The sequence below is a fragment of the Bacillus sp. HMF5848 genome (assembly GCF_003944835.1).
Taxonomy (GTDB): Bacteria; Bacillota; Bacilli; order Bacillales; family HMF5848; genus HMF5848.
The window spans coordinates 1,313,146-1,339,027 of record NZ_RWIV01000001.1 but is presented as its reverse complement, the minus strand read 5'-3'; the positions used below and the strand labels follow the sequence as shown (position 1 = coordinate 1,339,027).

At 36.8% G+C, this 25,882-nt stretch carries 28 protein-coding genes; 16 read left to right on the top strand and 12 right to left on the bottom strand.

The features are described from left to right. Positions 1-261: 261 nt before the first annotated feature. Positions 262-609, bottom strand: coding sequence for a DUF1360 domain-containing protein (locus EJF36_RS06360; protein WP_125905513.1), 348 nt, complete (start codon positions 607-609; stop codon positions 262-264). 170 nt (positions 610-779) lie between these two features. Next, on the bottom strand, positions 780-974 hold the full coding sequence (locus EJF36_RS06355) for a hypothetical protein (protein WP_125905512.1): 195 nt from the start codon (positions 972-974) through the stop codon (positions 780-782). Between the two features lie 223 nt (positions 975-1,197). Between EJF36_RS06355 and EJF36_RS06350 the strand changes: the two genes are divergently transcribed. Next, positions 1,198-1,704 (top strand): CotY/CotZ family spore coat protein, encoded by a 507-nt coding sequence (locus tag EJF36_RS06350; protein ID WP_125905511.1) that lies wholly within the window; start codon positions 1,198-1,200, stop codon positions 1,702-1,704. Between the two features lie 317 nt (positions 1,705-2,021). Here EJF36_RS06350 and EJF36_RS06345 read toward each other — a convergent pair whose 3' ends face one another. Both EJF36_RS06345 and EJF36_RS06340 read right to left on the bottom strand, forming a co-directional pair. Continuing rightward, positions 2,022-2,474 carry a CotO family spore coat protein gene (locus tag EJF36_RS06345; RefSeq protein WP_185806835.1) on the bottom strand — a complete coding sequence of 151 codons (453 nt, stop codon included), beginning with the start codon at positions 2,472-2,474 and terminating at the stop codon, positions 2,022-2,024. Positions 2,475-2,655: 181 nt separating this feature from the next. Continuing rightward, positions 2,656-3,066 carry a CotO family spore coat protein gene (locus tag EJF36_RS06340; RefSeq protein WP_185806834.1) on the bottom strand — a complete coding sequence of 137 codons (411 nt, stop codon included), beginning with the start codon at positions 3,064-3,066 and terminating at the stop codon, positions 2,656-2,658. Between the two features lie 152 nt (positions 3,067-3,218). On the opposite strand from EJF36_RS06340, the gene EJF36_RS06335 reads away from it, so the two are divergent. Further along, a complete protein-coding gene (locus EJF36_RS06335; protein ID WP_125905508.1) occupies positions 3,219-4,145 on the top strand; it encodes an EAL domain-containing protein in 927 nt (308 codons plus the stop codon). A 68-nt stretch (positions 4,146-4,213) separates the two neighbouring features. Here EJF36_RS06335 and fabI read toward each other — a convergent pair whose 3' ends face one another. From fabI to mgtE, 3 genes are all read right to left on the bottom strand, one after another. Further along, positions 4,214-4,987 (bottom strand): enoyl-ACP reductase FabI, encoded by a 774-nt coding sequence (fabI, locus tag EJF36_RS06330; RefSeq protein ID WP_125905507.1) that lies wholly within the window; start codon positions 4,985-4,987, stop codon positions 4,214-4,216. A 242-nt stretch (positions 4,988-5,229) separates the two neighbouring features. Next, entirely contained in the window at positions 5,230-7,089 is a 1,860-nt protein-coding gene (locus tag EJF36_RS06325) for a monovalent cation:proton antiporter family protein (protein ID WP_125905506.1), read from the bottom strand. Between the two features lie 13 nt (positions 7,090-7,102). Beyond that, positions 7,103-8,479, bottom strand: a complete 1,377-nt coding sequence (gene mgtE, locus EJF36_RS06320) for a magnesium transporter (protein WP_125905505.1) — start codon at positions 8,477-8,479, stop codon at positions 7,103-7,105. Positions 8,480-8,890: 411 nt separating this feature from the next. On the opposite strand from mgtE, the gene EJF36_RS06315 reads away from it, so the two are divergent. From EJF36_RS06315 to EJF36_RS06305, 3 genes are all read left to right on the top strand, one after another. Then, positions 8,891-10,108, top strand: coding sequence for an FtsW/RodA/SpoVE family cell cycle protein (locus EJF36_RS06315; protein ID WP_125905504.1), 1,218 nt, complete (start codon positions 8,891-8,893; stop codon positions 10,106-10,108). A gap of 43 nt (positions 10,109-10,151) precedes the next feature. Next, positions 10,152-10,889 (top strand): bis(5'-nucleosyl)-tetraphosphatase PrpE, encoded by a 738-nt coding sequence (gene prpE / locus EJF36_RS06310; RefSeq protein WP_125905503.1) that lies wholly within the window; start codon positions 10,152-10,154, stop codon positions 10,887-10,889. A gap of 599 nt (positions 10,890-11,488) precedes the next feature. Further along, positions 11,489-11,836 carry a DUF3221 domain-containing protein gene (locus EJF36_RS06305; RefSeq protein WP_125905502.1) on the top strand — a complete coding sequence of 116 codons (348 nt, stop codon included), beginning with the start codon at positions 11,489-11,491 and terminating at the stop codon, positions 11,834-11,836. Positions 11,837-11,911: 75 nt separating this feature from the next. Here the strand turns inward: EJF36_RS06305 and EJF36_RS06300 are convergent, their stop codons facing one another. From EJF36_RS06300 to EJF36_RS06285, 4 genes are read right to left on the bottom strand one after another with little or no spacing between them, the layout of a single operon-like run. After that, positions 11,912-12,796, bottom strand: coding sequence for an RluA family pseudouridine synthase (locus EJF36_RS06300; RefSeq protein ID WP_125905501.1), 885 nt, complete (start codon positions 12,794-12,796; stop codon positions 11,912-11,914). Positions 12,797-12,807: 11 nt separating this feature from the next. Continuing rightward, entirely contained in the window at positions 12,808-13,605 is a 798-nt protein-coding gene (locus EJF36_RS06295; RefSeq protein ID WP_125905500.1) for an NAD kinase, read from the bottom strand. A 21-nt stretch (positions 13,606-13,626) separates the two neighbouring features. Beyond that, positions 13,627-14,259, bottom strand: a complete 633-nt coding sequence (locus EJF36_RS06290) for a GTP pyrophosphokinase (protein WP_185806833.1) — start codon at positions 14,257-14,259, stop codon at positions 13,627-13,629. Positions 14,260-14,265: 6 nt separating this feature from the next. After that, positions 14,266-14,649, bottom strand: a complete 384-nt coding sequence (locus EJF36_RS06285) for a UPF0738 family protein (protein ID WP_125905499.1) — start codon at positions 14,647-14,649, stop codon at positions 14,266-14,268. 130 nt (positions 14,650-14,779) lie between these two features. Here EJF36_RS06285 and EJF36_RS06280 point away from each other — a divergent pair, with 130 nt between their 5' ends. The 6 genes from EJF36_RS06280 to EJF36_RS06260 all read left to right on the top strand — a co-directional run bounded on the left by EJF36_RS06280 (position 14,780) and on the right by EJF36_RS06260 (position 18,631). After that, complete coding sequence (locus EJF36_RS06280; RefSeq protein WP_125905498.1) at positions 14,780-15,361, top strand: CYTH domain-containing protein; 582 nt, start codon at positions 14,780-14,782, stop codon at positions 15,359-15,361. Positions 15,362-15,376: 15 nt separating this feature from the next. Continuing rightward, positions 15,377-15,979 (top strand): lytic transglycosylase domain-containing protein, encoded by a 603-nt coding sequence (locus tag EJF36_RS06275; protein WP_125905497.1) that lies wholly within the window; start codon positions 15,377-15,379, stop codon positions 15,977-15,979. 335 nt (positions 15,980-16,314) lie between these two features. Further along, positions 16,315-16,710, top strand: a complete 396-nt coding sequence (locus EJF36_RS06270; protein ID WP_125905496.1) for a globin domain-containing protein — start codon at positions 16,315-16,317, stop codon at positions 16,708-16,710. Positions 16,711-16,724: 14 nt separating this feature from the next. Then, on the top strand, positions 16,725-17,588 hold the full coding sequence (locus EJF36_RS06265; RefSeq protein WP_125908289.1) for a ClpXP adapter SpxH family protein: 864 nt from the start codon (positions 16,725-16,727) through the stop codon (positions 17,586-17,588). Positions 17,589-17,890: 302 nt separating this feature from the next. Beyond that, a complete protein-coding gene (locus EJF36_RS21440) occupies positions 17,891-18,040 on the top strand; it encodes a hypothetical protein (RefSeq protein ID WP_185806832.1) in 150 nt (49 codons plus the stop codon). Between the two features lie 129 nt (positions 18,041-18,169). Further along, complete coding sequence (locus EJF36_RS06260) at positions 18,170-18,631, top strand: hypothetical protein (RefSeq protein WP_125905495.1); 462 nt, start codon at positions 18,170-18,172, stop codon at positions 18,629-18,631. A 67-nt stretch (positions 18,632-18,698) separates the two neighbouring features. Here EJF36_RS06260 and EJF36_RS06255 read toward each other — a convergent pair whose 3' ends face one another. Further along, positions 18,699-19,526: a VanW family protein gene (locus tag EJF36_RS06255; RefSeq protein WP_260471839.1), complete on the bottom strand. Its 828-nt coding sequence runs from the start codon at positions 19,524-19,526 to the stop codon at positions 18,699-18,701. A gap of 211 nt (positions 19,527-19,737) precedes the next feature. Here EJF36_RS06255 and glcT point away from each other — a divergent pair, with 211 nt between their 5' ends. The 5 genes from glcT to EJF36_RS06230 all read left to right on the top strand — a co-directional run bounded on the left by glcT (position 19,738) and on the right by EJF36_RS06230 (position 25,415). Further along, the gene (gene glcT / locus EJF36_RS06250) at positions 19,738-20,583 is read left to right on the top strand and encodes a glucose PTS transporter transcription antiterminator GlcT (RefSeq protein ID WP_125908287.1); all 846 of its coding nucleotides are present in this window, start codon (positions 19,738-19,740) and stop codon (positions 20,581-20,583) included. A gap of 205 nt (positions 20,584-20,788) precedes the next feature. Continuing rightward, on the top strand, positions 20,789-22,801 hold the full coding sequence (gene ptsG, locus EJF36_RS06245) for a glucose-specific PTS transporter subunit IIBC (protein WP_125905494.1): 2,013 nt from the start codon (positions 20,789-20,791) through the stop codon (positions 22,799-22,801). A gap of 27 nt (positions 22,802-22,828) precedes the next feature. After that, positions 22,829-23,095, top strand: a complete 267-nt coding sequence (locus EJF36_RS06240; protein WP_125905493.1) for a phosphocarrier protein HPr — start codon at positions 22,829-22,831, stop codon at positions 23,093-23,095. Further along, positions 23,095-24,813: a phosphoenolpyruvate--protein phosphotransferase gene (ptsP, locus tag EJF36_RS06235; protein ID WP_125905492.1), complete on the top strand. Its 1,719-nt coding sequence runs from the start codon at positions 23,095-23,097 to the stop codon at positions 24,811-24,813. The genes EJF36_RS06240 and ptsP overlap by 1 nt, the downstream gene beginning before the upstream one ends. Before the next feature lie 422 nt (positions 24,814-25,235). Further along, on the top strand, positions 25,236-25,415 hold the full coding sequence (locus EJF36_RS06230; protein WP_125905491.1) for a hypothetical protein: 180 nt from the start codon (positions 25,236-25,238) through the stop codon (positions 25,413-25,415). Positions 25,416-25,882: the final 467 nt, after the last annotated feature.

Genomic DNA, 25,882 nt, shown 5'->3' with positions numbered 1-25,882 from the left:
AGAAGCTAGACACTGATCTAGGTAAAAAATTTATACTTCCTATCCGTTAAAAAAACCCGGATTTTAAGATTCCGGGTCTTTTCGTGTACTCCGCACTGGTCGACAATTACATTTTTTCTTTTTTCTTTTTACCTGTGTAGCTGGTTTAGTTCTTTTAGATGGATGTGGATGTACTTTACTCATATAATTTCCTCCCTCTCAACTATACAAATCAAGTACTACATATTATGCGTTTATAAGAATTGTGCTAGATTCATACGCCTAGTCCATTAATTTTTGAGTCAAAATTTCAAGAAAGGCCGCAGTTCCTGCTATAGCCCCTATATAAATAATCGGTATTAAAATGGTTGGAACCAAAATATATAACCCATATAAGGCAATAGCAACCCACATACCTGTACACCAAAAGCAACTTAGCAGTTTTCCTATCCATGCCCTAAGTCCGTTACCTTTAATAACAATGTACGTCTCCTCATTCCCCTCTTCATCTACTTCAGCAACCTCATCATGAAAAGGAGCGCGAATGAAGCTGGTAATCTCATCAAAGACAATAAGACGCGTAAACCGATAACAGGCTAAGCAGAAAAGAACGAAAAGAAAAATAGTCATAGTTCACCTCACAAAACATCGTATAAAATTAAAGATAATAGCCGATAGACTAGTGACTTTTAATCTGAACTTTAAATCTGAATAACTTGTGTCAGCACACTACCTACTTGGATTTGTTAACAATGATTAAAAAGAGGAACTAGCTACGTAGTCCCTCTGCAGTCGATGTATTAATATTCTTTTTTGAAGTCATCATCATCTTCTAGATCTTCTAAGAATTTCACATCATCAACTTTTTCAGTATCTCTTACTGGAAAGCCCCAAGGATCTAAACGACGCTTACGTTCGTTTACTACAATTACCTCGTCTGCTTTTACGATTAATTTACCTACTTTAATAACCTGTGGTTTGCGCTTTTCTGACATTTACTTTTAACCTCCCTCTTCTTTAATGTCATTTCGGTTGTATTGTATGCACATCCGTCTAGTCCTGTTTGGGCTATTACACCAACTATCAGAAGTTCCTTCTATTCTAAAGAATTCATGAAATCGCCTATTTTTGAAAAACCGGGCTAACGCACTAACATAAATACACATTTCTCAATACCTTATAAGTGTAGTATCAATAAAAAAAAGGAGGAAACAATTAATGAGTTGTAAAGAAAAAGACAATAGATGTGTATGCGAGACTCTTGAATTTATCGCAGACTTACAAGATGCTGTAGAAGATGATGATTTTTGCGCGCATAACTGTAACAACCCTGTATTAGGAGAAGTATTCAACAACCAACCACGTGCTAACACGCGTCCTTTCGTTCTATATACAAAGGAAGGTAAATTATTTAAAGCATTATTTAAGCCAGTTATGATACCAACTGACGCAGATGCTGAAGACTTCGAACATGGTGGTCATCATGGTCATAAAAAAGGCTGCAACGATTTTGATGATTGCTTATCACCATTCTTCCGCGTAGAAAGCGTTAAAGATTGCTGCGCTGTGTTACGTGTATTAATGCCTGTTGGTAGGGGCGACGATGCATGTGACGTTGTTGAAGGTGATCAAAGATTAATCGCTACTAACTCATGTATCACAGTTGACCTAGATTGCTTCTGCGCTGTACAGTGCTTAAGAGACATTTTCCTTCGTGGTGTGTAAACTATTTAAAAGAGGACCAAACATAAAGTTTGGTCCTCTTTTTATATACTAAGCAAAGCGCAAGCGCCTTGCTCAGCCCCGACCAGCTTTAGACGTTCGCCAGGAAGGGTCTTCCCTCCGGACGGGGACGGTTTAAGATCTCGAGCTGTGAAAAGCATCATATTTCATATCACCCTTTTCACAACATACTCAAGGAAGATTATTTATAAATGAAAACTGACTAGGCTCTGGAGCTAGACACTTATCTAGGTTGAAAAACTTGTACTTCTTAACGTAAAAAAAAGAGTGAAAACCTATTGATTTTCACCCCGGTTCTTTTACATACCTGACAATCTCATTTTTTGAATTTCATGAATTGCAAATTCCATAGGCTGACGTACGCCTGGTACCTTCAATGTCATAACATTAGCTTCCTTATCAAAAGACTTTATTACTCCTTTATATGTTCCTGACTCAGTTAAAATCTCACATGGCACCTTAGGCAAATAAAAAGGAATATTCATGACATATTCAATTTTTTCATAAATGGACATGTCTTTAAAAGGTTTATGAACTGCTTTTTCATGCGTTACATCCTCGTCGATATTGTCCTTCTTCTCATGCGTAACGAAATGTTCTCTTTGAAAATGAGGATCAAACCGTGCTCGTTCTGCTTCTCTTTCCTTCTCACGTTCCTTAGAGTAATAATCCTTCTGATTTGATGTATTTTCCACTTTTAAGTCTGGTTGTGAAATATACATGAGAGGAGTATCTTTTTTGGTTTTCTTCATATTCATACCTCCTGCATATTTTAACTCCATTACATTTGTATGCAATCGAATATGGGAGGTACCGTGCCTTGGTTAAAATAGGCTTGGCAAACAAAATAATGATCCTCACTCAAACTCAAACGTTAATAATTAATTTCGATTCATCCTTTACTATAAAAGCAATTAATCGTTTATATGGGTTTTAATTTAGGACTCTAATTTGAATAATATCTTGAGTGCTAATTACAACAGGCTTTTCTGCCGTTTCAATTTTAACAAATCCGGTCGTAGCATCATGATTACTAACTATTCCTTTGTAACGGCCATCTTTTGTAACAATTTCACATGCAGATTTTGGTAGAAAAAATGGGACATCAAGTAAAAAATCAATTTTATCTAGAGACGCCATATCTTCAAACGCTTTTTTCGATGGAGAAAGCTTCGGTTTCGTTTCACGAATTTCTTCACTAGATTTCTCTTCGGTGATAGGCTCGGTTTCATCTGCCTGACTTTGCTGTTTTTTATAATAGACTCTCTGCATGTGTGCATCACTAACTGGAAGTGTTGGTTGAGTAATATATAAGAACGGGGGTGTTGTTCTTTTGGGCTTCATGTAAGCTCCTCCTAACTCCATTCATTTCTATTACTATATGCACCTCTTAATTTAAAAATGTAATTTTAGTATTCTTAACATAACATTCACAATTACTTAACAATATGATGATATTGTCAAAATAGGACAATTTTCGCGAAGGAGTTCCTTTCATGCAGGACACTATATTGCAACATCCAGACTTAGTAGCGATACATGAACTTTCTCATCTACTAAACACCAAGAACATTCTATCTATATTTCAACCTATTATTTCATTAAAAACAGCGGAGCCATTTGCTTTTGAAGCATTATCAAGAGGCCCTGTTACAAGTCCTTTGCACTATCCTAGTGCCCTCTTTTCTACTGCAGAAAGATGTAATCAATTGTATACACTGGAAAAAGTATGCCGTGAAAAAGCAATTGAAACCGCTCAATCATTTTTAAATAATAAGGTTTTATTCTTAAATATTAGTTCACAGGTCATTCATGATCCATCTTTTACGCCTGGCCATACAGTTAAGCTTCTAAATGAATTTAATATTCAACCTCATCAGGTTGTATTTGAAATTACAGAGCGAAGTGCAATTGAGGATTTTACAGCATTTAGAGAAGTTCTTCATCATTATCGTGCTCAGGGCTTTCAAGTTGCCATTGATGACGCTGGTGCAGGATACTCTTCTTTACAGGCAATATCTGAATTAACACCGGAGTATATTAAAGTAGACCGCTCGTTAATTTGTGATGTGCACAAAAATGAAATAAAGCTAGGTATATTAGAGGCATTCGTCACATTTGCGAAAAGGATGAATAGCAAAGTAATTGCTGAAGGAATTGAAACAATAGAAGAACTTGAAGTTGTATTACAGTTAGGCATAGAATATGGGCAAGGGTATTTGTTTGCATACCCTAATTATCCTGTTGCGTCCGTATCAACTAATGCAAAAAGAGCTATTCAAACCTTCCATAATTCACCTCATCAAAACTCTAGTCGTACAATAATTGTTAAAGAAAATGACAAGCTTTTGATTGTAGGAAATGGTTCTTCCCCTAAATCTATGTATGTAAAAGATATAATAAATCAATGTGTACTAATATAGACTTCCCTCACAAAAAACCCTTCGCAATGCGAAGGGCTTTTTGTACTCAATTAATAATTAAAAGTCAATTATCTAGCTAAAATATGATAACCAGAGTCAACATGGATGTTTTCACCTGTTACACCACGAGATAAGTCACTGAATAGGAACAGAGCTGTATCTCCGACCTCTTCTTGGTCTGTTGCACGACGGAGTGGTGCACGTTCTTCAATTTCTCTTATGATTGTGTTTAGGTCGCCAACACCTTTTGCTGATAGTGTACGAATAGGCCCAGCTGAAATAGCATTTACACGTATACCATACTGTCCTAAATCGTTAGCTAAATATTTAACACTTGCTTCAAGAGATGCTTTAGCAACACCCATTACATTGTAATTAGATACGACACGCTCACCGCCCAAATAAGTTAAGGTTACGATGCTCCCACCTTCTGTCATCAATTCCTTTGCAGCTTTTGCTACTGCTGTTAATGAATATGAGCTAATGTTATGAGCAAGTAAAAACCCTTCTCGAGTCGTATTCATATATTCGCCTCTTAGCTCTTCTTTATTAGCAAAAGCTATACAATGAGCAACACCATGAATGACATCCACTTTCTCTTTAATAGATGCAAAGCAATTTGCTACCTCTTCATCATTTGTTACATCACAAGGTAACACGAGTGAATCACTTTCTAGAGTACTAGCTAACTCACGGACACTTGACTCTAAGCGTTCGCCCGCATATGTAAAAATAAGATTTGCCCCAGCATTATGTAAAGTACGAGCAATTCCCCAAGCAATACTGCGTTTATTTGCTACACCCATTACAACATAAGTTCGACCTTGTAAAGAAAGAGTCATAAAAATTCCTCCCAATATGCATATCATCTGTTATTAGTACCTACTACTAATTGTAGTATATCATATGGTTTGATTATTTCAAACACAATTGATTGCATACTGTTGTAATAGTTGTCCAACTATTAGGCGAAGACACCAGTATTTCTGCAACTTCCTTGTCAATTACAACCGATAAACCCTTGCACCTAGTTTTTTGGTGTAATTTAAATAAGCTGCCCACATATTTATGGACAGCTTATGAATTAACACAACTCGCAAAACTCTAAAATCATCCTTAATTCATCAACATATTCGTGAGACCCGGTAACAACAAGGCGATCACCCATGCGAAGTTCAGTGTCACCATGTGGTACAATCGAATCTTTCCCGCGGAATATTCTTACAAATATAACGTCTCCTGTAAACGGAAAGTTTCGTAACGAAATTCCATCATATTTTGGATTGTTCATATTAATTTGATGAAGAGCTGATTCTTCACTTGTGATAATGTTAAATACACTTGGTGATTCTATAACAGCACGTAAAAAGGATTTTGTAGAAAGAAGAACGGAAAATACCTCGACCCCGATATTTCGCAATTCCTCTTGCTTTTCAGGCTCTTCAATTCGAGCTATTACTCGCTCAATCCCATTATCACGTCCGTATTTAGCAATATTTGTATTTATTTCTTCATCACCTGTAGTGACTACTAATATGTCAGCATCGAACACCTTGTGTTCTTTTAAGTGGTCAACTGTAAAGTTTTCCACCTCATCAATCTGAAACACTGTAGAAGAAGTTGATCGCTCAATTTTTTCTTGTTTTGTATGAAATAATGTAGTCTCATACAATGATGGGTTTAGTTCTCTTGTAACCGGTAGTGTTAATTGATTTGCCCCTAAGAATGACACTTTTAGCTTATGTGTTGTTTCTTCATGAGGTGGAAACACCTTTTTGAAAACAATAGGTGACACAACAGATGTAATAACTGCAACCAAGATTAAAGCGCCTGACATTTGTTCAGAAATCATACCCATGCGTTCACCGATAGTAGCAGCAGCAATTACGAGTGAAAGGGTAGATGTTAATAAGAATCCCGAAGCTATTACTGTTCGATTGTTGTACCACCAGCCTAATACAAACGATGGTAAAAGCTTTGAAAGAACAAGAGCTACGAAGAGTAGCGGAATTAATAACAATAGCTTAGGCTCTGTAAATAACCCCCAAACATCGAGTTCTACCCCCACCATAACAAAGAAAATTGGTATTAAAAATCCATAGCCAAATGAATCTAGTTTGTGAACCAAATCAGGATTTGGTGATAATAGCGACACAAGTACACCCGCTAAAAACGCCCCTAGAATATTTTCGGCACCAACCGTTTCAGATACAGCTACTAAAATAATGATTAGAGCAAATACAGCACGGGTATTAATTTGGATAGTTCCTTTCGACATCGTTTCAACAAATGATTGATGACGAAACTTTTTCCCTACAAAGTAAAATGCTATACCTACTGCAAACAGTATAAGTAGTAACCAAGTGTTTCCTTGCCCCTTGTCATATATTGAAACAAATACAGCTAACAAAATCATCGTCACAAGGTCTGCAATAACAGCTACTAGGAGAATCGTTTGTCCTATAGCAGTCTTCATAATTTGTGCGTCTTTTAACGTTGGCACAACAACCCCTAAAGAAATGGTTGATATGATTAACGTCATTAAGAAGGCATTATCAATAAATCCTAACGCCACAAACCCTAGTGATAAAATGTATGACAGGGCTAATACACCTATAAACACGATACTTGATGCAATAAAAGGATGTGGAGCCGGTTTTCCACTTGGAAGGATTTCTTTCTTTTTCTTCCCAGCAAAAACAGAAAAATCAATTTCTAATCCACTTAAAAACATTAAATATATAAATCCTAAAAGTGATAGTGTTTCAAGCCACATATCTTGATGTACAATATCAAATCCACTTTTCCCAATTACAAGTCCAACAAGGATTTCAGCAACAACAACGGGAATAATACTTAGCTTTAAACGATGTAGCAATATTGGTGTTAAAAATGCCACAATCATGACAATTACGAGTGATGTAACAGATGCATGATGCTCCATAGAAGCCCTCCCCTTATATTAGGTAGTTAATGAATAATGAAGCCGTACCTAAATAAATTAAAATACTTATAATATCATTAATAGTTGTGATAAATGGTCCTGATGCTACAGCTGGGTCAATATTAAATTTATTCATAATAATAGGTACGAAAGATCCAGCAAGTGTGGCTACTATGAGTGTTCCTAATACAGATACACCGACTAATATACCTAGCATAAAATTCTGTTGCCAAATGGTGACTAGTCCTGTGACAAGTATGCCACAAGCAATACCATTAATGAATCCTGTCCCTGCTTCACGAGCAAGAATGCTCCATACTTTTCCTTTAGTAATTTCACCTGTCGCCAGACCACGGACAGCTACAGCCAATGCCTGTGTACCTGAATTCCCCGCCATCCCAGCAATAAGTGGAATAAACACAGCAAGAACGGCTACTTGATCAAGCGTTTCTTCAAACCGGCCCATCAGGCTTGCTGTCATCATCCCTATGAATAATAACACAATTAGCCAAGGAAGTCGTTTCTTTGATGCGCTCCATGGACCGCGGTCCATCGTTCCTACGTCACTAATACCGGCAAGCTTGGAATAGTCGTCAGTCGCCTCTTCTTCGAGTACATCGATGATATCATCGACAGTTACAATTCCAAGTAGATGATTTTGAAAATCAATAACTGGTAGGGCTAAAAAATCATAGTCCTTCATTTTTTTAGCAACTTCTTCTTGATCCTCACTAACCGATACAGTTACAACACGCTCATTTAATATTTCATAAATCATCGTGTCATCATGATGTACAATTAAATCACGTATAGATATAACACCAGCAAGCTTTTTATTCTCGTCCACAACGTAAATATAATATATTGTTTCAGCGTTTTGCGCTTCATTTTTAATAATATACATGGCACTTCTTACAGTCTGGTTTGCTTCAATAGCGATAAATTCTGTTGTCATAATACTACCAGCTGTATATTCCTCATAATGAAGAAGGTCTTTTATTTCTTCCGCTGAGGATTTATCCATAATTGTTAAATAACTAGCTACTTGTTCTTTATCTAACTGATTTAAAACGTCAACTGCATCATCGGCATACATTTGTGCCAACATATTGGCTGCATAGGCTGGATCCATCTCTGCCATTAATTCTGAATATTGATTAGAGTCTACTTGAATATTTTCAATTATACGAGCTGTTTCCTCAGGTGACAAATAATGATATAGTTGCATTCTATCATCAATTGAAAATGATTCGAACAATTTTGCTTGGTCGTACTCATGTAGGCTTAAAAACAACTCACGAAACTCTGTTAATTGATTCTTTCGTAATAGCTCTAATATTTCTTCGTGCTCTTGTTGTAATTCTCTTTCTTTCTCTGTCATCTCTGACATGATGGGTCTCCCCCCTTACTATGCTATTTCGCAATAATCGCATTAATATAGTAACAAAAATGTCGTTATATGTCTCTCATTCAATTTAAAAACAAACAAATTTCCTGTATGATATACTAAGAAAAGTGTAAGGTGCCATTTAGCGATGGCGGCGGAACGTCTGCCTTCCAAAGTCGATTCACTTATGACTAAGAGAAACAGGATTTCATATTTCTTTTCCAGGAGAAAATTTGACCGGTATTTTGCCCTCGAGCCGCTGACGTCAAGAGCTAAACTAAGTAAAGTGTAGGCTCCTTATTGAATTTAAATTCAAAATAGTAGACGAATGTTGTGTCTTTTTTTCATATAAATACATTATCCAATTAATTTGCTCTATTTTGACAAGAACATTTACATCGAAAGGAAATCGGTATGAATCAAAAAGGCATAAAATTAGACTTCATGCTCTTATTTATATTATTTACACTTATTATTGTTAGTGTTGTTTCTATATATAGTGCTCAACAATCTTTGCCATCGTTTTTACAAGAAATAAATTTTGTGAAAAAGCAACTAATTTGGTATGTCATTGGAACAGTAGCTCTCTCTGTTACAATGATTATAGACTTTGATCGTTTTAAACAAATTTCTTGGTACATGTATGCCTTTGGTATGTTACTTTTGCTTGGTATTGAATTTAATTTTCCCGCAAAATATGTATTAACTATTAAAGGAGCTACGGCTTGGTATGATGTACCTGGCATTGGTAACTTTCAGCCTTCAGAAGTCATGAAAATATTTCTTATTATTTTAGTAAGTCAAATTATTGCTAATCACAACGAAAAGCGTATGAAAAGAACGATGAAGGATGACTTGTTTTTACTTGGAAAAATTATGGCTATCTGTCTTCCACCTTTGTTACTCATTGCTAAACAGCCTGACTTAGGAAATACAATGGTTCTCTCTGCTATTATCGCATCTTTAATTTTAGTATCTGGTATTCGCTGGCGTTTTATTTTTTCAATAGTTGGATTAGTAGTCACGGTAGGAACATTACTAGTAAGTATTTATTTTATGTACCCAGATTTCTTTAAAGAAAACATCCTTGATAGCTATCAGTTAGATCGATTCTACGGATGGCTCGCCCCATATGAATACGATGCACAAGGCTATCAGCTTCGCCAAGCTTTACTAGCAATTGGTTCAGGAGAATTGTACGGAAAAGGTTATTCAGACGGAGAAGTTTACTTTCCTGAACCTCATACCGATTTTATCTTTGCTGTGATAGCAGAAGAATTTGGTTTTATTGGTGGAAGTATCGTTGTATCTTTATTTTTCTTACTAGTGTACCGCATGATTCATACTGCACTAGAAAGCCATGATCCATATGGTAGTTATTTGTGTACAGGAGTCATTGGTATGATTACTTTCCAAGTGTTTCAAAATATCGGTATGACGGTTGGTGTCCTGCCTATTACCGGTATTCCCCTTCCTTTTGTTAGTTACGGAGGAAGTGCTCTGTTAACCTTTATGCTCGCAATCGGAATTGTTTTAAATGTACATTCCCGCACAAAAAATATATGTTTGATTAGGAAGTTGATTTTTGTCAGCTTCCTTTTTTATTTTTGTATAAGTATGATACATTTTTAATACGAAAGACTAACCTTACATAGTAAACAACTGGGAGGTACTTATGAAACTTGATATTATAGGGGATATTCATGGATGCTATGAAGAACTACTCATTCTAACTCGAGAGCTTGGCTATGATTGGTCAGAAGGTGTACCACTTCATCCGTCACGACAATTAGCCTTTGTAGGAGATCTAACAGACCGTGGACCAGAATCGCTTAAGGTGGCTGATATAATATATAACCTTGTAGTTGAGCATAAGCGTGCATACTATGTACCAGGGAACCACTGCAATAAACTGTATCGTTATTTTTTAGGTAGAAATGTCAAAATAGCACATGGACTTGAGACGACTGTTGCTGAATATGAAGCACTATCTGCTAAAGACCAAAAACGGGCGTCGCATCATTTTAAGAGGCTGTATGAGGAAGCACCTCTGTATCATGTATTAGATAATGGAAAATTAATCATTGCCCACGCAGGCATTCGTGGTGATTATATAGGCAAGACAAGTAAAAAGGTGGAAACATTTGTACTTTATGGTGATATTACAGGAGAAACACTCCCAGATGGTTCGCCTGTGCGGCGCGATTGGGCTCAGCACTACACTGGTGATGCTTGGATTGTATACGGTCATACCCCTGTAAAAGAGCCTCGTTTTGTTAATCAAACTGTAAACATTGATACAGGTGCTGTGTTTGGTAATGCATTAACTGCTTTACGATATCCTGAAATGGAAACTGTGTCTGTTGAAAGTTCAATGCCGTTAGTACCTGAAAAGTTTAGAAGCTTTGAATAAAAGTGTATATTGTTCTTTAAAAATACACGTTGTATAAAGATGCAAAACTCCGCAAAAAGTGGCGCATTTAACGATTAAGCTTGACGTACCAGTAGTAAAAAACAAAAATATACTCAAAAAAACACTCACAGATTTTAATTCTATGAGTGTTTTTCATTTTATCGTAATTCTTTTCTTTTATAAATAGCTACATATAGCAACCCTATAAACAATAGCATCCCCCATAGCCCACCGCAGGATATAGGTATTTTACTAACGCGGAAAAACCGACCTGACTTACTAAAAACGCCGCAAATGTGCTAATTACAATCACAAGAAATAGAGCCGTTGTTAGCACGATTCCCCAAATTCCATTCAATTCAAATCGCTAAAATATTGAAGCACTTCTTGTCCAGAAGCAAAGCCCGCTCCGACTACAGTACCAATATATGTTGCTGCAATTTTAAACACATTGACATTATTTTTTACACTCTTACATGTATCCACTCCTATAGCTTTAGTGTGGATTAATCGATTCTTTTTATGAAAAGAAACACTTGCTTTGATGTAACTTGTAAATCCATTATTCGTCTAATTACAAAAAGGAGGAATATAAAATAATGAAGAGATTTTGTTATTTTTTAATGATTCTCTTGGCTTTTTCAGTTGTTAACGCCTGTTCAGTAGATAACGAAGAATCACAGCAAATCGAAGGCTATGTATTGGAGGTCGACGAACAGCATATTTTGTTAGCTCAAAATATTAGTTTGCAAACATACAATGAAGTTCAATATATTTCTATAAATGAATTAATTACTGTTGAAGGATTGAATCTTATCTCTATTTCTGTAGAGACTTCACAAAATTACCGCAAGGGAGATAAAGTAAAGGTTTGGATTGATGGCCCTATAGCTGAAAGTTATCCGGCACAGGCTAAAGCGAAAAAAGTGGAGCTGTTGGACAATTAGGATAGAAACGCTTGCTCCTTAATACCACAAGTAATTAGACAACTAGAATACGTAAAAACAGGTACCCAGTTAACACTAGGTACCTGATATGATTTGTTCCATATCATCTGGTGGACTTGCAGAAAAACTAATGCGCTCACTCGTTATTGGATGAATAAAAGTAAGCTGTGCACTATGTAACGCTTGTCGATTTATTAAATCGAGTCCACCTCCATATAAATCATCACCTAATAGTGAATGGCCTAAATATGCCATATGCACACGAATTTGATGCGTTCGTCCTGTTTCGAGCTGCAAACGTACATGAGTAAATGCCTCATATCGTTGAATCACCTTAAAATGTGTAACAGCATGCTGTCCATCGCTACGCACTTCTCGTTCAATAATACTGTCTTCCCTTCGCCCAATCGGAGCGTCAATTGTCCCTGTCTGTTCAACAACAGACCCATGTACGAGAGCTTCATACGTACGTGAAATCTCTCCAGCTTTTTGAAATAAAGAACATATATAATGAACATATCGATGCTTCGCAATAAGCATCAAACCTGACGTGTTACGATCTAATCTAGTCACTACATGTACGCCAGCATCTAATCCAATCTTATCGTAGTAATATAGTAATCCATTTGCAATACTACCTGATGGGTGCTCACGTGACGGTATCGTTGATACGCCAGCTTGCTTATTCAACACTAATACCGCATCGTCTTCATACACAATACATAACGGTATTTCTTCTGCTAACAATGATTCACTTTTTCGCTCTGGTGGAAAATAAACTGTCACTTCATCCGCTGTTGTTACCTTTCGACGCACCGTTTCCTCTTGTCCATTAACAAGAATCTGGCCACCTTTAAACTTTATGTCACTAAGTGCTGTGCGAGAAATATTTTTTTTATATAAAAATTCACGTAGTAGTAAATCCTTTTCATCTTGTTGTACAATCCATTGAAGCTTCATCACTACACACCTTATTCATCCGCCACAAACGATTCACGGACGCGCTGCCAAAATGGGAATGGACGAAAGCGGGCGAAGCGCACTTTTTCATGAGCAACTCGACACTGGATTGACTTCACATCACTGTGAAAAATATTCAAATGGTCAATGGTAATTGAAAAGTCGTCAGCATTGACGGGCTTAATCATACATGTATGATGCGATGGTAAAATAAGCGGAGATCCTACCGTACGAAACACCCTATTATTAATCGATGCCATTTCGGTAATCTGTATAGCCTCAATCGATGGATGAAGAATAGCACCATTCAGCGCTTTATTATAGGCCGTACTTCCAGAAGGTGTTGAGATGCAAAGGCCATCTCCACGGAACGTTTCAAAAATATCTCCCTTTATTTCTAGATCGACTACAAGAGTGCCTTCTGCACGCTTGACCGTACATTCATTTAGTGCTAAGTAGCGAGATTCTTTCCCGCCATCTTTATAGCGAACTATAACCTCAAGTAACGGATATTCAATCACTTGGTAAGGTGTTTTAGCGATTGCAATTACTAGCTTCTCAATCTCTTCAGGAATCCAGTCTGCATAAAACCCTAAATGACCCGTATGCACACCAACGAATGCCGTCCGATCTAACCGATTACGATAACGGTGAAATGCATAGAGAAGCGTACCGTCTCCACCAACTGAAATACATATATCTGGCTTATCTTCATCATACTCGAGCGAAAAATCCTGCAAATATGTCTTGATTTTTTGCATTAAAGAATTAGAAACATTGTCACCTTTGGAAGTAACTGCAAATTTCATACTCTATTAACACCTAGCCTTTCAATCTCCATCGACTTCATTTTTTCTAGAAAACACTGCCTGTGCCTCTTTAATCTCAAAACGAATTTGAGACATTTCTTCATCTAATAGAAAAGCCGCTTCTGCTGCTCTTTGCAGTCTCCTTTTTATATCCTCCGGTATATTTCCACTATATTTATAATTTAAAGAGTGTTCCACAGTTGCCCAAAAATTCATCGCTAACGTACGTATTTGAATTTCGGCAAGAATCTTTTTTTCACCTGAAACCGTTTGAACAGGATAACATATAACAACATGATAAGAACGATAGCCACTAACTTTTTTATCCGCAATATAATCACGTTCTTCAATAATTTCTAAATCATTTCTTTTTCGTAACAAGTCCACCACAGTATAAATATCTTCTACAAACTGACACATCATTCTTAAACCTGCTATGTCTTGCATTTGTGTTTCTAGTTCGTTAAGAGGAATTCCCTTTTTATTCGCTTTATCTAGAATACTAGCAATTGGTTTGACACGACCTGTTACAAACTCTATCGGTGAGTGCACCGATTCAAGCTCGTATTCAGAACGCATACCCTTTAATTTAATTTTTAGCTCTTCAACTGCCTGTTTATATGGTGCTAAAAAAAACTCCCAATGCTTAATCACCTTTTACTACACCGCCATATCACTGAATGCATTCATCACTTTAGTTACCATTTCTTCACCATAGTTTGAATTTCCTTCTATATTTGAGATTAAATATGTCATTTCTTCTTTAAAGTTAACTAGCTCTATTTCTGTCTCACTTTGAGCACTTTTTAAAATAAAAGTAACGTCCATTTTACAAGCATTAGATATATCATGCCAAAAATCTTCCTTAATTGAAGCATATATGTATGATTCATCATTTTCTAGTAAGTATATAAACGCCAAATTATCTGAATCAACTAGCATCTGGCCATTTGCTTGTATATTTAATGGCATAGTCTCCTCAGTAATGAAAAAGAACTGTTTCTCTTGTAAAAGTGTTTTTGATACTTGTAAAATCGTACGCAAAACCATTGCCTCCTTAAATACATAATCCTTTATAATTGTACCACAGACAAAATGGTTCTCCCTAATCATTGTAATTGGAATCTAAAAAAGAGATAATATTAATATTATTATTAGGAGGGTCTACAAAACTGTGAAGCAAGAGATTGAATACGAATGTAAAAACCTAGTGTCTGAAGAAGATTTTATTAAGTTGATGCGTAAATTTTCTATCACGCAAGACAACTTTGTAACGCAGCAAAATTATTATTTCGATACGGAGCAATATGATATAAAAAATCTTGGTGCTGCCTTGCGAATTCGTAAAAAGCAAGATACATATACTCTAACTTTAAAACAACCACTAAAAGAAGGCATCCTTGAAACCCATCAAAATCTTACTTTAGATCAGGCTCATGCAATGTTAACTAAACAGGAAATGGTCAATGGAGACATTGCAACCATCTTAAAGGATCTCGGAGTTTCTATTGAGAGCATTAAGTTGTTTGGAGACTTAACAACAAGTCGGGCTGAAATAGAATACCGTGGTGGTATTCTCACATTTGACCACAGCTCGTATTTAGATACAGAAGACTACGAATTAGAGTATGAGGTACAAGACTTACAAGAGGGAGAGGAAATTTTCTCCTCTTTGCTAGACGAGCTTAATATTCCTCGCACAAAAACCGAAAATAAAATTAAGCGCATGTATATTCGTAAGCTGTTCTTAAAATAAGTGAGGGTACAGTCAATGAACATAAACACAATTAAGCTTATGATGGAGCTACAAGCTCTGAAGCAGTTTGAAAAAGGAAATTCCGGAGTAAATCAACCAGGCAATACTTCTTTCACCGATATACTTCAAGCAATATTAACAGAAGAAGAAGCGTCTTTTTTCGGCAGTAGTCCTAAACAAAGTAGTACCTCGCATGTTAACCATAAGGATGTATCGGTGTTGGCTAATAAATTGCCTAATAATCCATCTATTGAACAGGCTATCGACCATGCTTCTAATCTTTATGAAGTAGATGCGAGACTTATCCGAGCAGTAATTAAACAAGAATCAAACTTTAACAGCAAAGCTAAAAGCCATGCTGGTGCAATGGGGTTAATGCAGCTCATGCCTGGTACCGCGAAGGACTTAGGGGTTTCGGACCCATATGATATTAAGCAAAACATCCTTGGCGGAACTAAATATTTAAGACAGATGCTTGATCGTTATGACGGAGACATAAAATTAGCTCTAGCTGCATACAATGCAGGCCCGGGCAATGTGGATAAATATAGTGGTGTTCCTCCTTTTAAAGAAACAACAAATTATGTTCAAAAGGTTATGCGCAACTACCAATCGTAAGAATTAGTGTGATACTAATTCTTTTTTTTGTGTTAAAAAACAACAAATTTATAGTTAAAATGTTACATATCAGATAAAATAGGAGAAATAGGAAAAGCTCATAAATTGAGATATATGTTTACAATTGTTAAAATGGTCTTATATAAAACATGCATAAACTCTCAATTTTCATGCTAATTGTAAATACATCTTTAAGAAACGACAGCACTAGACAGGCCACAAGTCGTTTAATTTGTGTAATTGTATGAAAACTTGTCATAATAGAAACATAACATGTAACTGCTGACATTTGATGTTAGTTAGCACATACAAATTAGATAAAGGAGTCAATTTTCATGACATCACAATTCAAATCACCTTTCGACTTGATTGGAGAAGAAAAACTCCACACACTTGTAGACTTATTTTATAAGCGAGTCGCACAGCATCCAGAGTTGGCTCCTATATTCCCTGATGATCTAACTGAAACAGCCCGCAAACAAAAACAATTTCTAACGCAATATTTAGGTGGTCCCAATTTATATTCAATGGAACATGGGCATCCTATGTTGCGAGCTAGACACTTACCCTTTGAAATAACGCCTACACGTGCAAAAGCATGGCTCGCATGCATGGACTTCGCTATGGATGAAGTGGAGCTAGATGAACCGATGCGTACTGAGTTTTATCAAAGGCTAGTGTTAACTGCGCAGCACATGATAAATACACCTGAGGATGACGATGCGACGTGAGCTATAAAAATGAAATGACAAACTGGTGGGCTGTTCATCAACGGTATAGCAGTAACACTATGAAACCAATTGAAGTATATTACTTCCTAGATCCACTCTGTGCAGAATGTTGGTCGCTCGAACCAATCTTAAAAAAACTGCAGATTGAATATGGCCGTTATTTTACTGTTAAGCATGTTTTAAGCGGCAAGTTGGCTAAGCTTAATCTAGGAAAAAAATCAATCGACCCGCAAAGTATGGCTCAAGTGTGGGAGCGAACAGCGAATCGTTTTGGAATGTCGTGTGATGGAAGCGTATGGTTTGAGAATCCAATTGAGACACCATTTGCAGCATCGATTGCTATTAAGGCAGCGGGTCTTCAAGGTCGTCGTCTTGGTATTCAATTTATTCGCAAGCTACAAGAAACACTTTTTATTGAAAAACAAGATATTTCTGATGAGAAAATATTACATGAATGTGCCGATATCGTTGGATTAGATGTAGAAGAATTCAGCCGTGATTTACACTCCCCGAGTGCTGCTAAAGCATTTCAATGTGATTTGTCTATTACGACTGAAATGGAAGTCGATCAAATTCCGACTCTCGTGTTTTTTAATGAGGATGTTGAGCAGGAAGGCATCAAAATCACGGGTTTTTATCCATTTGATACGTATGTCCACATACTTTCTGAAATGTTAGGGTATATTCCAGATCCTGAAGCGCCACCTGATTTAGAAGATTTTTTACGCTACTTTAAATTTGTCGCTACAAAAGAAATATCTGTTGTATATAATATGCCCTTAGCAGAAGCGGAACATGAAATGAAGAAGCTTGTTCTGAAGCAAAAGGTTGAACCAGTGCCTGTTAAATTCGGGACGTTTTGGCGATATAAAGATTAGCTTGGTTTTTTAACGAAACCAAGCATTTTTTATGTTTAAATGATCAAATGATTTCATACTTTGTTGATTGATTCGCTATGGACCAAAACACCTTGAAAATGCTCTCTATTGTTTCTTCGGGCCGTGAAGTGTTTTGGAAGTTGTTTTATGTGTAGCGTGAGTAGTAACACGAGAGGTTCCAATTCATAGGCTCGGAGGTCATCAACTGAAAGTAAATCGTTGCGACATCGACAACTAAGTTTTACTGAGCTTATTTTTTAAAAATTGGACATGCTAAAAGTGATGACAAGGAGGGAATAGCTGTGAGAAAAGAAATGAAGCACGTTGACAAACCACAATCTTGTGAGCTTTTTGTAGACGATTCATTTTTTATGAGTGAGCTAAGAACCGTTGTCGAAGATGGCGCTGCTCTTGCCACGGAAGATGAGAGTCCTACCTCTAAACAACAATAATACTTGCCTGCACTCTTTGAATGCAGGCATGTTACTTTCAGTGTGGTCAAGTTGTGGTTTGGATCGTTAAACTTTGCATTGGCTCGTATTAATATACTTGTTTGTTGAACTTTCACCTTGGTTGGTGCGATGAGGATTTTGTTTGGTGCGATAAGCACCTTGTTTGGTGCGATGAGCACCTTGTTTGGTGCGATGAGCAGCTTGTTTGGTGCGGTGAATTTCTCTTTTGGTGCGATGAGCAGCTTGTTTGGTGCGATAAGCACCTTGTTTGGTGCGTTAAGCACCTTGTTTGGTGCGTTAAGCACCTTGTTTGGTGCGATAAGCACCTTGTTTGGTGCGTTAAGCACCTTGTTTGGTGCGATAAGCACCTTGTTTGGTGCGTTAAGCACCTTGTTTGGTGCGTTAAGCACCTTGTTTGGTGCGATGAGCACCTTGTTTGGTGCGATAAGCACCTTGTTTGGTGCGATGAGCACCTTGTTTGGTGCGATAAGCACCTTGTTTGGTGCGTTAAGCAGCTTGTTTGGTGCGATGAGCAGCTTGTTTGGTGCGATCCTTATAACGTTAAGCCATGACGTCACATTACAACTGTAACGCTTCTCTCCACTACTTTTTTCTTCTTGTTACATTTGCCAACTTCAATCTAGAATGCATACAATAATCATTTAACTTCATCATCTTTCGTTGTTTCCAGAAAAGGCTGATACATCATAATTGCGTGATTTTCTGTCACATACTCATCATCAATTACAGCGCCACTACGATTTATCACATGGCGATGAATAACATTGTGTCGTACATAACCACCCCAAGGCTCTAGAGTCATTTTATGTTCTTTTTGATACACTTCATACGTATGCAATGGCTCACTCATCGCTCGCCATTCGCCTACTAAATGCGTGTCGTTTAAATACAAAATTAGCTGATACGGTTCCTCTGAATCATTATAAATCTGTAAATCTAGGTAATTATAAGAACAAGTTGCCCCACTGCCAAACGGCTGCGTCCGCTTAGAATCAGGAAACACATCATAGCTATGGCGATGACGCTCAACAACCTTTAACGGCGTGTGTAGTGTCATCCAATATATAAGGTTAGACAGCTGACATAGCCCCCCACCTACTCCTGTTTTAAACGTCCCATAATATAAAACCATCCCATCCTTGTAACCTTTTCTGTAAGTTGGGCGCCCGATCAAGCGCCAATACGAAAACGTCTCACCAGGTTGAATAACAATGCCATTCAGGTTTTTAATTGCAATTTTTAAATTTTCTATTTTATTTTGCTGTAGCCACATCTCGACATCTTTTAATTGACGTAACAAAGGTGTTTGATGTTGGAAAACAAGACATGGTGATTGGTTCGTTTTTTTATTCAAAGCAAATTTTTTATTTTTCATCATCCACTCACTATAACGTTTGTAAGTATAAAAAATACTTCCAAGTCTAATACGAAGCTGAGACCGTTTTTTAGGCTGCAACGATTGCACGCAACATCACCACTTTCTCATAATCTACTTACATCATACATAATGCTACGGCACAAGTTATATAGGGTATTTGTAAATTTTATGAAAATCGATACTGTTTTTTCTAGTAATTCAAGAAATTTGTCAAACTTTGTCGTTGAGTTTCGAAGTACTTTTCGTTAGTATGATATCATGTATAAGTTGAAACCGTTTTATTGTAGAGGTGAAGATGATGGATAATTCTTTTATCATAAAAAGAGCACTTAATAATAATGTCATTATTGCTGTACATCCTAATCATGGTGAAGTTGTATTGATTGGGAAAGGTATAGGTTTTAATAAAAAACTCGGAGATAAAATAAATATTGAAAATGTGGAGAAAACATTTATTCTTGAAGATAAAAAAGAACAAGAGCAATATAAGCAATTAATTCCTCATATTGATGAAGATTTTATTGAAATAATGAATGATATTGTGTTTCACATTGAAAGTAAAGTAAACACAAAGCTGAACGAGCATATTCATATCGCACTTACAGATCATATTGCCTTTGCGCTAAAACGGATGAATCAAGGACTAGGAATTCAAAATCCCTTTTTAACCGAAACGCAGTCACTATACCCAAAAGAATATGAAATTGCTGAAGAAGTTATTGAGCAAATTCATGAAAAGATAGATATTCGACTTCCCGAAGGTGAGATAGGTTTTATCGCCCTTCACATTCATAGCGCCATGACAGATAAAGAGCTATCCGAGCTTAATCAGCATTCGCAGTTAATTGCCGAGCTCATTAGATTAATAGAAAATAATTTAGATGTAAAAATCGATCGAAAAAGTGTTAATTATATGCGCCTCGTACGCCACCTTCGCCACGCTATTGATAGAGTTAAGGCAGAGGAAAGATTGGAAGAACCAAAAGAATTAGAAAATGTGTTGAAAAATTCATATCCCCTATGCTACAATCTATCGTGGAAAGTGATTAAAGTTATGCAGCAAGCATTACAGAAAAAAGTCTATGATGCTGAAGCAGTTTATCTGACTTTACATTTACAGCGTTTTGTAAGTAAAACTAAATAATAGTTTTTCTCTTACGTGTTACTGATTCGATCAGGCATGAGTAAAAGATAAACGTTACTAGCAGTATAAACATTAGTACATGTGAATGTGCTTTGTTTATATTACCTTAACGTTATCTATACTCATGCCTTTTTTGTGTTGTCTGTGTGTAAGCGCTCTATAATACTTGCTGTTAACGAAATCAAAATTTAAGGAGGAATTACTTATGTTTAAAAAAGCATTTGGTACTTTACAAAAAGTTGGTAAAGCCCTCATGTTACCCGTTGCTATCTTACCGGCAGCTGGTTTGCTATTAGCATTTGGTAACGCGTTACAAAATCCATCTTTAACTTCTCGAATTCCAGCTTTAGAAGCAGCTTGGGTTCAACTTATTGCTTCTGTCATGGAACAAGCAGGTGGTATCGTATTCTCTAACTTAGCATTATTATTTGCTGTTGGAGTTGCTGTTGGGTTAGCTGCTGGTGAAGGCGTTGCCGGACTAGCTGCTATAATTGGGTTCTTAATTATGAATGTAACAATGGGTGCCCTACTAGGTGTTACACCAGACATGATTGGTGCAGACCCAGCTTATGCAAATGTTTTAGGGATCCCTACCCTTCAAACCGGGGTGTTTGGTGGTATTATTGTTGGTATTTTAGCAGCCGCCATGTATAACAAGTATTACAACATGGAATTACCTGCATACCTTGGTTTCTTTGCTGGAAAGCGTTTCGTACCAATTATTACAGCGGTAGCCGCTTTAGGATTAGGAATTGTTATGATTTTTGTATGGCCTCCAATTCAGCATGGCTTAAATACATTTTCACATAGCATGATCGACGCTAACAGAACTGTAGCAGCTTTAATTTTCGGTATTATCGAAAGAGCACTTATTCCTTTTGGATTACATCATATCTTTTACTCGCCGTTCTGGTTTGAATTTGGACAATACACAAATGCCGCTGGAGAAATTATCCGTGGTGACCAAAAGATTTTCTTTGAACAAGTTAAAGAAGGTGCTGAATTAACAGCGGGTACGTTTATGACTGGTAAATTCCCATTCATGATGTTTGGACTACCAGCAGCAGCTCTTGCTATGTATCATGAAGCACGTCCTGAGAAAAAGGCATTAGTTGGTGGTATTTTAGGTTCTGCAGCCTTAACTTCTTTCTTAACTGGTATTACAGAGCCAATTGAATTCACGTTCTTATTCGTAGCACCTATTCTATTCGGTATTCACACTATTTTTGCAGGGTTATCATTCATGACTATGCACATTTTAAATGTAAAAATCGGAATGACTTTCTCCGGTGGTGTTATTGACTTCCTACTATTCGGTGTATTACCTAATAGAACTGATTGGTGGTTAGTTATTCCTGTAGGCTTAGTATTCTCAGTTATTTATTACTTTGGTTTCCGTTTTGCCATTCGCAAGTTTAACTTAAAAACACCTGGTCGTGAGGACGAAACAGAAGAACAAGGTACAACTGTTCAAGCAGGTGAATTACCATACAACGTGTTAGAAGCAATGGGCGGAAAAGAAAATATCGGTCACTTAGACGCATGTATTACTCGTCTTCGCGTATCGGTTAAAGATATTAAAGCTGTTAATAAAAATCGCTTAAAACAATTAGGTGCTGCTGGTGTTATGGAAGTTGGTAACAACATTCAAGCTATCTTTGGCCCTAAGTCAGACACGCTAAAAAGTCAAATCCAAGATATTATGACAGGAAAAACTCCAACTGCTGTGAAAGCTGATAACCACATTTCACAAGGGAGAAATAATGCTTCTGAATCAATCGCACTTCCGATTGAAGGTGAAGTAATTTCTATAACAGACGTACCAGACCAAGTATTCTCTCAAAAAATGATGGGTGATGGGTTCGCTATTAAACCTACGAATGGTGTTGTAGTGTCACCTGTTGAAGGAAAAATCTTAAATGTGTTCCCTACAAAACATGCTATTGGTTTAGAATCTAGCAACGGAACAGAAATATTAATTCATTTTGGTATTGATACTGTAAAACTAGAAGGTAAAGGCTTCACATCGTTTGTTAAAGAAGGCGATGTAGTTAAACAAGGACAAAAACTATTAGAAGTAGACTTGAGCTATGTAGAAAAACACGCTCCATCAACAATCACACCAATTATTTTTACAAACCTAGGTGAGACTGATGAGCTTCAAGTTAACTACGGACAAGCTTCACAAGGTGACACATCGTTAGTGAAAGTTAAATAATACAGTAAATAAAGGAGCGTACGATTTATGGTTACAAAACAATATAAAATTATAAGTCACTCTGGCATTCACGCTCGTCCCGCTACTATGTTAGTCGGGACGTCAACTCCCTTTGATGCAGACATCACTCTTACAAGTAATGATAAAACTGTTAATCTAAAGTCTATTATGGGTGTCATGTCTTTAGGTATTCAAGAAGGAGCGACTGTTACCATTGCTGCTGAAGGTGTAGATGAAGAAGCTGCTATCGCTGCCATAGACGGCATTATGCAAAAAGAAGGGCTTGGTTCGTAATGTCAAAGATTCTGAATGGAATTGCGGCTTCAAGTGGGATTGCTATTGCAAAAGCTTACCCACTTGAAGCCCCTGCATTGAATATTGAAAAGAAAGAAAAGCAAGATTGTGACGTGGAAATTGGGCGATTAACTTCTGCACTTGAAAAAGCTTGCCAAGAGCTTGAGTTGATAAAAAATCATGCAGCTAAAGAGCTTGGCCAAGATAAAGCAGACATATTTGCTGCTCATCTTCTTGTATTAAACGACCCTGAGCTTGTAAATCCTATCAAAGACAAAATTACATCAGAGCAAATCAATGCTGAATTCGCACTTCATGAAGTAGCAGCGATGTTTATTAATATGTTTGAGCAAATGGACAATGAATATATGCGTGAGCGTGCAGCTGATATACGTGATGTAACAAAGCGTGTAATAGCTCATTTATTAGGGGTTCACATTCCAAACCCAAGTATGATTCAAGAAGAGGTAATTATCATCGCAGATGATCTAACTCCTTCTGATACGGCTCAATTAAACAAAACATACGTAAAAGGTTTTACAACAAACATAGGTGGTAGAACCTCGCATTCAGCGATTATGGCACGTTCATTGGAAATTCCCGCCGTTGTCGGCACGAAAAATGTTACAACTGAAGTTAGCAAAGATACTATCATTATCGTAGATGGCCTTGATGGCAAAATAATAGTTGATCCATCCGAAACCGAGATTGCTGAATATGAACAGAAAAAAAACGCATATGAGGCACAAAAGCAAGAGTGGGCAAAACTTGTTCATGAACCTACTCTTTCAAGTGACAACCATCATGTAGAGCTCGCTGCCAATATTGGTACACCAGCAGACGTGGACGCTGTTTTAAGTAATGGCGGAGAAGGTATTGGTTTATATCGAACAGAATTTATATATATGGGCAGAACTGAGCTCCCTACTGAGGATGAACAGTTTGAAGCATATAAGGCAGTTTTAGAACAAATGGATGGAAAGCCTGTTGTCGTTCGCACACTAGATATAGGTGGTGACAAAGAGCTATCATATCTACAGCTACCGCATGAGATGAATCCATTCCTAGGATTCAGAGCAGTTCGTTTATGTTTAGAAAAGCAAGATATTTTCCGTACACAGCTTCGTGCTTTATTACGAGCGAGTGTGTATGGTAATTTAAAAATCATGTTCCCCATGATCGCAACATTAGATGAATTCCGTGAAGCAAAGCATATTTTACTTGAGGAAAAAGACTTGCTTACTAAAAATAACGTTAAAGTAGCGGATGACATCGAGATTGGAATAATGGTAGAAATCCCTTCAACAGCAATCCTAGCGGACCAATTTGCTAAAGAGGTTGATTTCTTCAGTATTGGAACAAACGATTTAATTCAGTATACGATGGCTGCTGATCGCATGAATGAGCGCGTATCTTATTTGTACCAGCCATATAGTCCATCTATTTTACGATTAATTAATATGGTAATAAAAGCTGCTCACCGTGAGAAAAAGTGGGTAGGTATGTGTGGAGAAATGGCTGGAGATACAATTGCTATTCCTATACTGTTAGGACTTGGCTTAGATGAATTTAGCATGAGTGCTTCTTCTATCCTACCAGCGCGTAATCAAATTCGAAGCATTTCTAAAGAGACGGCCGAAAAAGTTGCCCAGCATGCTTTAACGCTATCAACTACAGCAGACGTCTTACAGTATGTAAAACAACAACTCAAATTATAACCCAAAAATACCTATCTCCCTCTTTAGGAGATAGGTATTTTAATTGGCTTATATTTTTATCATTTCTTTAGTCTGCACGGTCACTAAATTTATTACTCGATGACTCGCGAATATCATGTCGAAAAAACAAGTTTTTTAGTCTAAATATTATTAAAAGATTGTGAATTTTTTCAGATAAAAAAAGGAAGGCTTGGCAACGGGCCAAGCCTTCAAGTAAGACAACAAAGGGGATGGGAGAAATTTTTCACGGTCAAACAAAGGGGTATTTGTTTGTGAATCATTTCACGTTTATAATATAACAGATTTTGTCGAGTTATGACAATAGCCTACGTGATTAATTCACAATTTTGTCATAAAGCTGTATTATTACTGGAAATACAAGCATATATTTAGTAGAGGACAACATGTACGAGGTGACTAATATGAAACAGCTTCAACTTATTCTCGCACTTATTTTTTTTGTTATTGCGTTCTTGTATAACATCTTAGGCTTAATGAGGCTCGCCCCATTACTTATTACAACACCACTACTTTTTGTGTCTATCTTATTCTTACTGATGACACTTACTCAACGTAATAGATTCAATGGATTTGGGAGCTAAGGTGCGTGGACAACTTTTACGAATAATCTGAATGCGGATATAGTTGGTTGTTGGTTAATGTTTTTTGCAGGTTTTTCAAGAAATAGTTTGTTGGTTTCAAGATTTTATTTCGGTTTCCAAGAAATTTTGCGTGTTTTTCAAGAATACCAGCATTATTCAAGAAATTCTGTCCTTTTTTCAAGAAATTGTATCTGGTATTCAAGAATTTCTGTACGCTTTTCAAGAAATTTTGCGTGTTTTTCAAGAATACCAGCATTATTCAAGAAATTCTGTCCTTTTTTCAAGAAATTGTATCTGGTATTCAAGATTTTCTCTACGCTTTTCAAGAAATTTTGCGTGTTTATCAAGATTTCCTGCATTTTTCAAGAAATTCTGTCCTTTTTTCAAGAAATTGTATCTGGTATTCAAGAATTTCTCTACGCTTTTCAAGAAATTTTGCGTGTTTTTCAAGATTTCCTGCGTTTTTC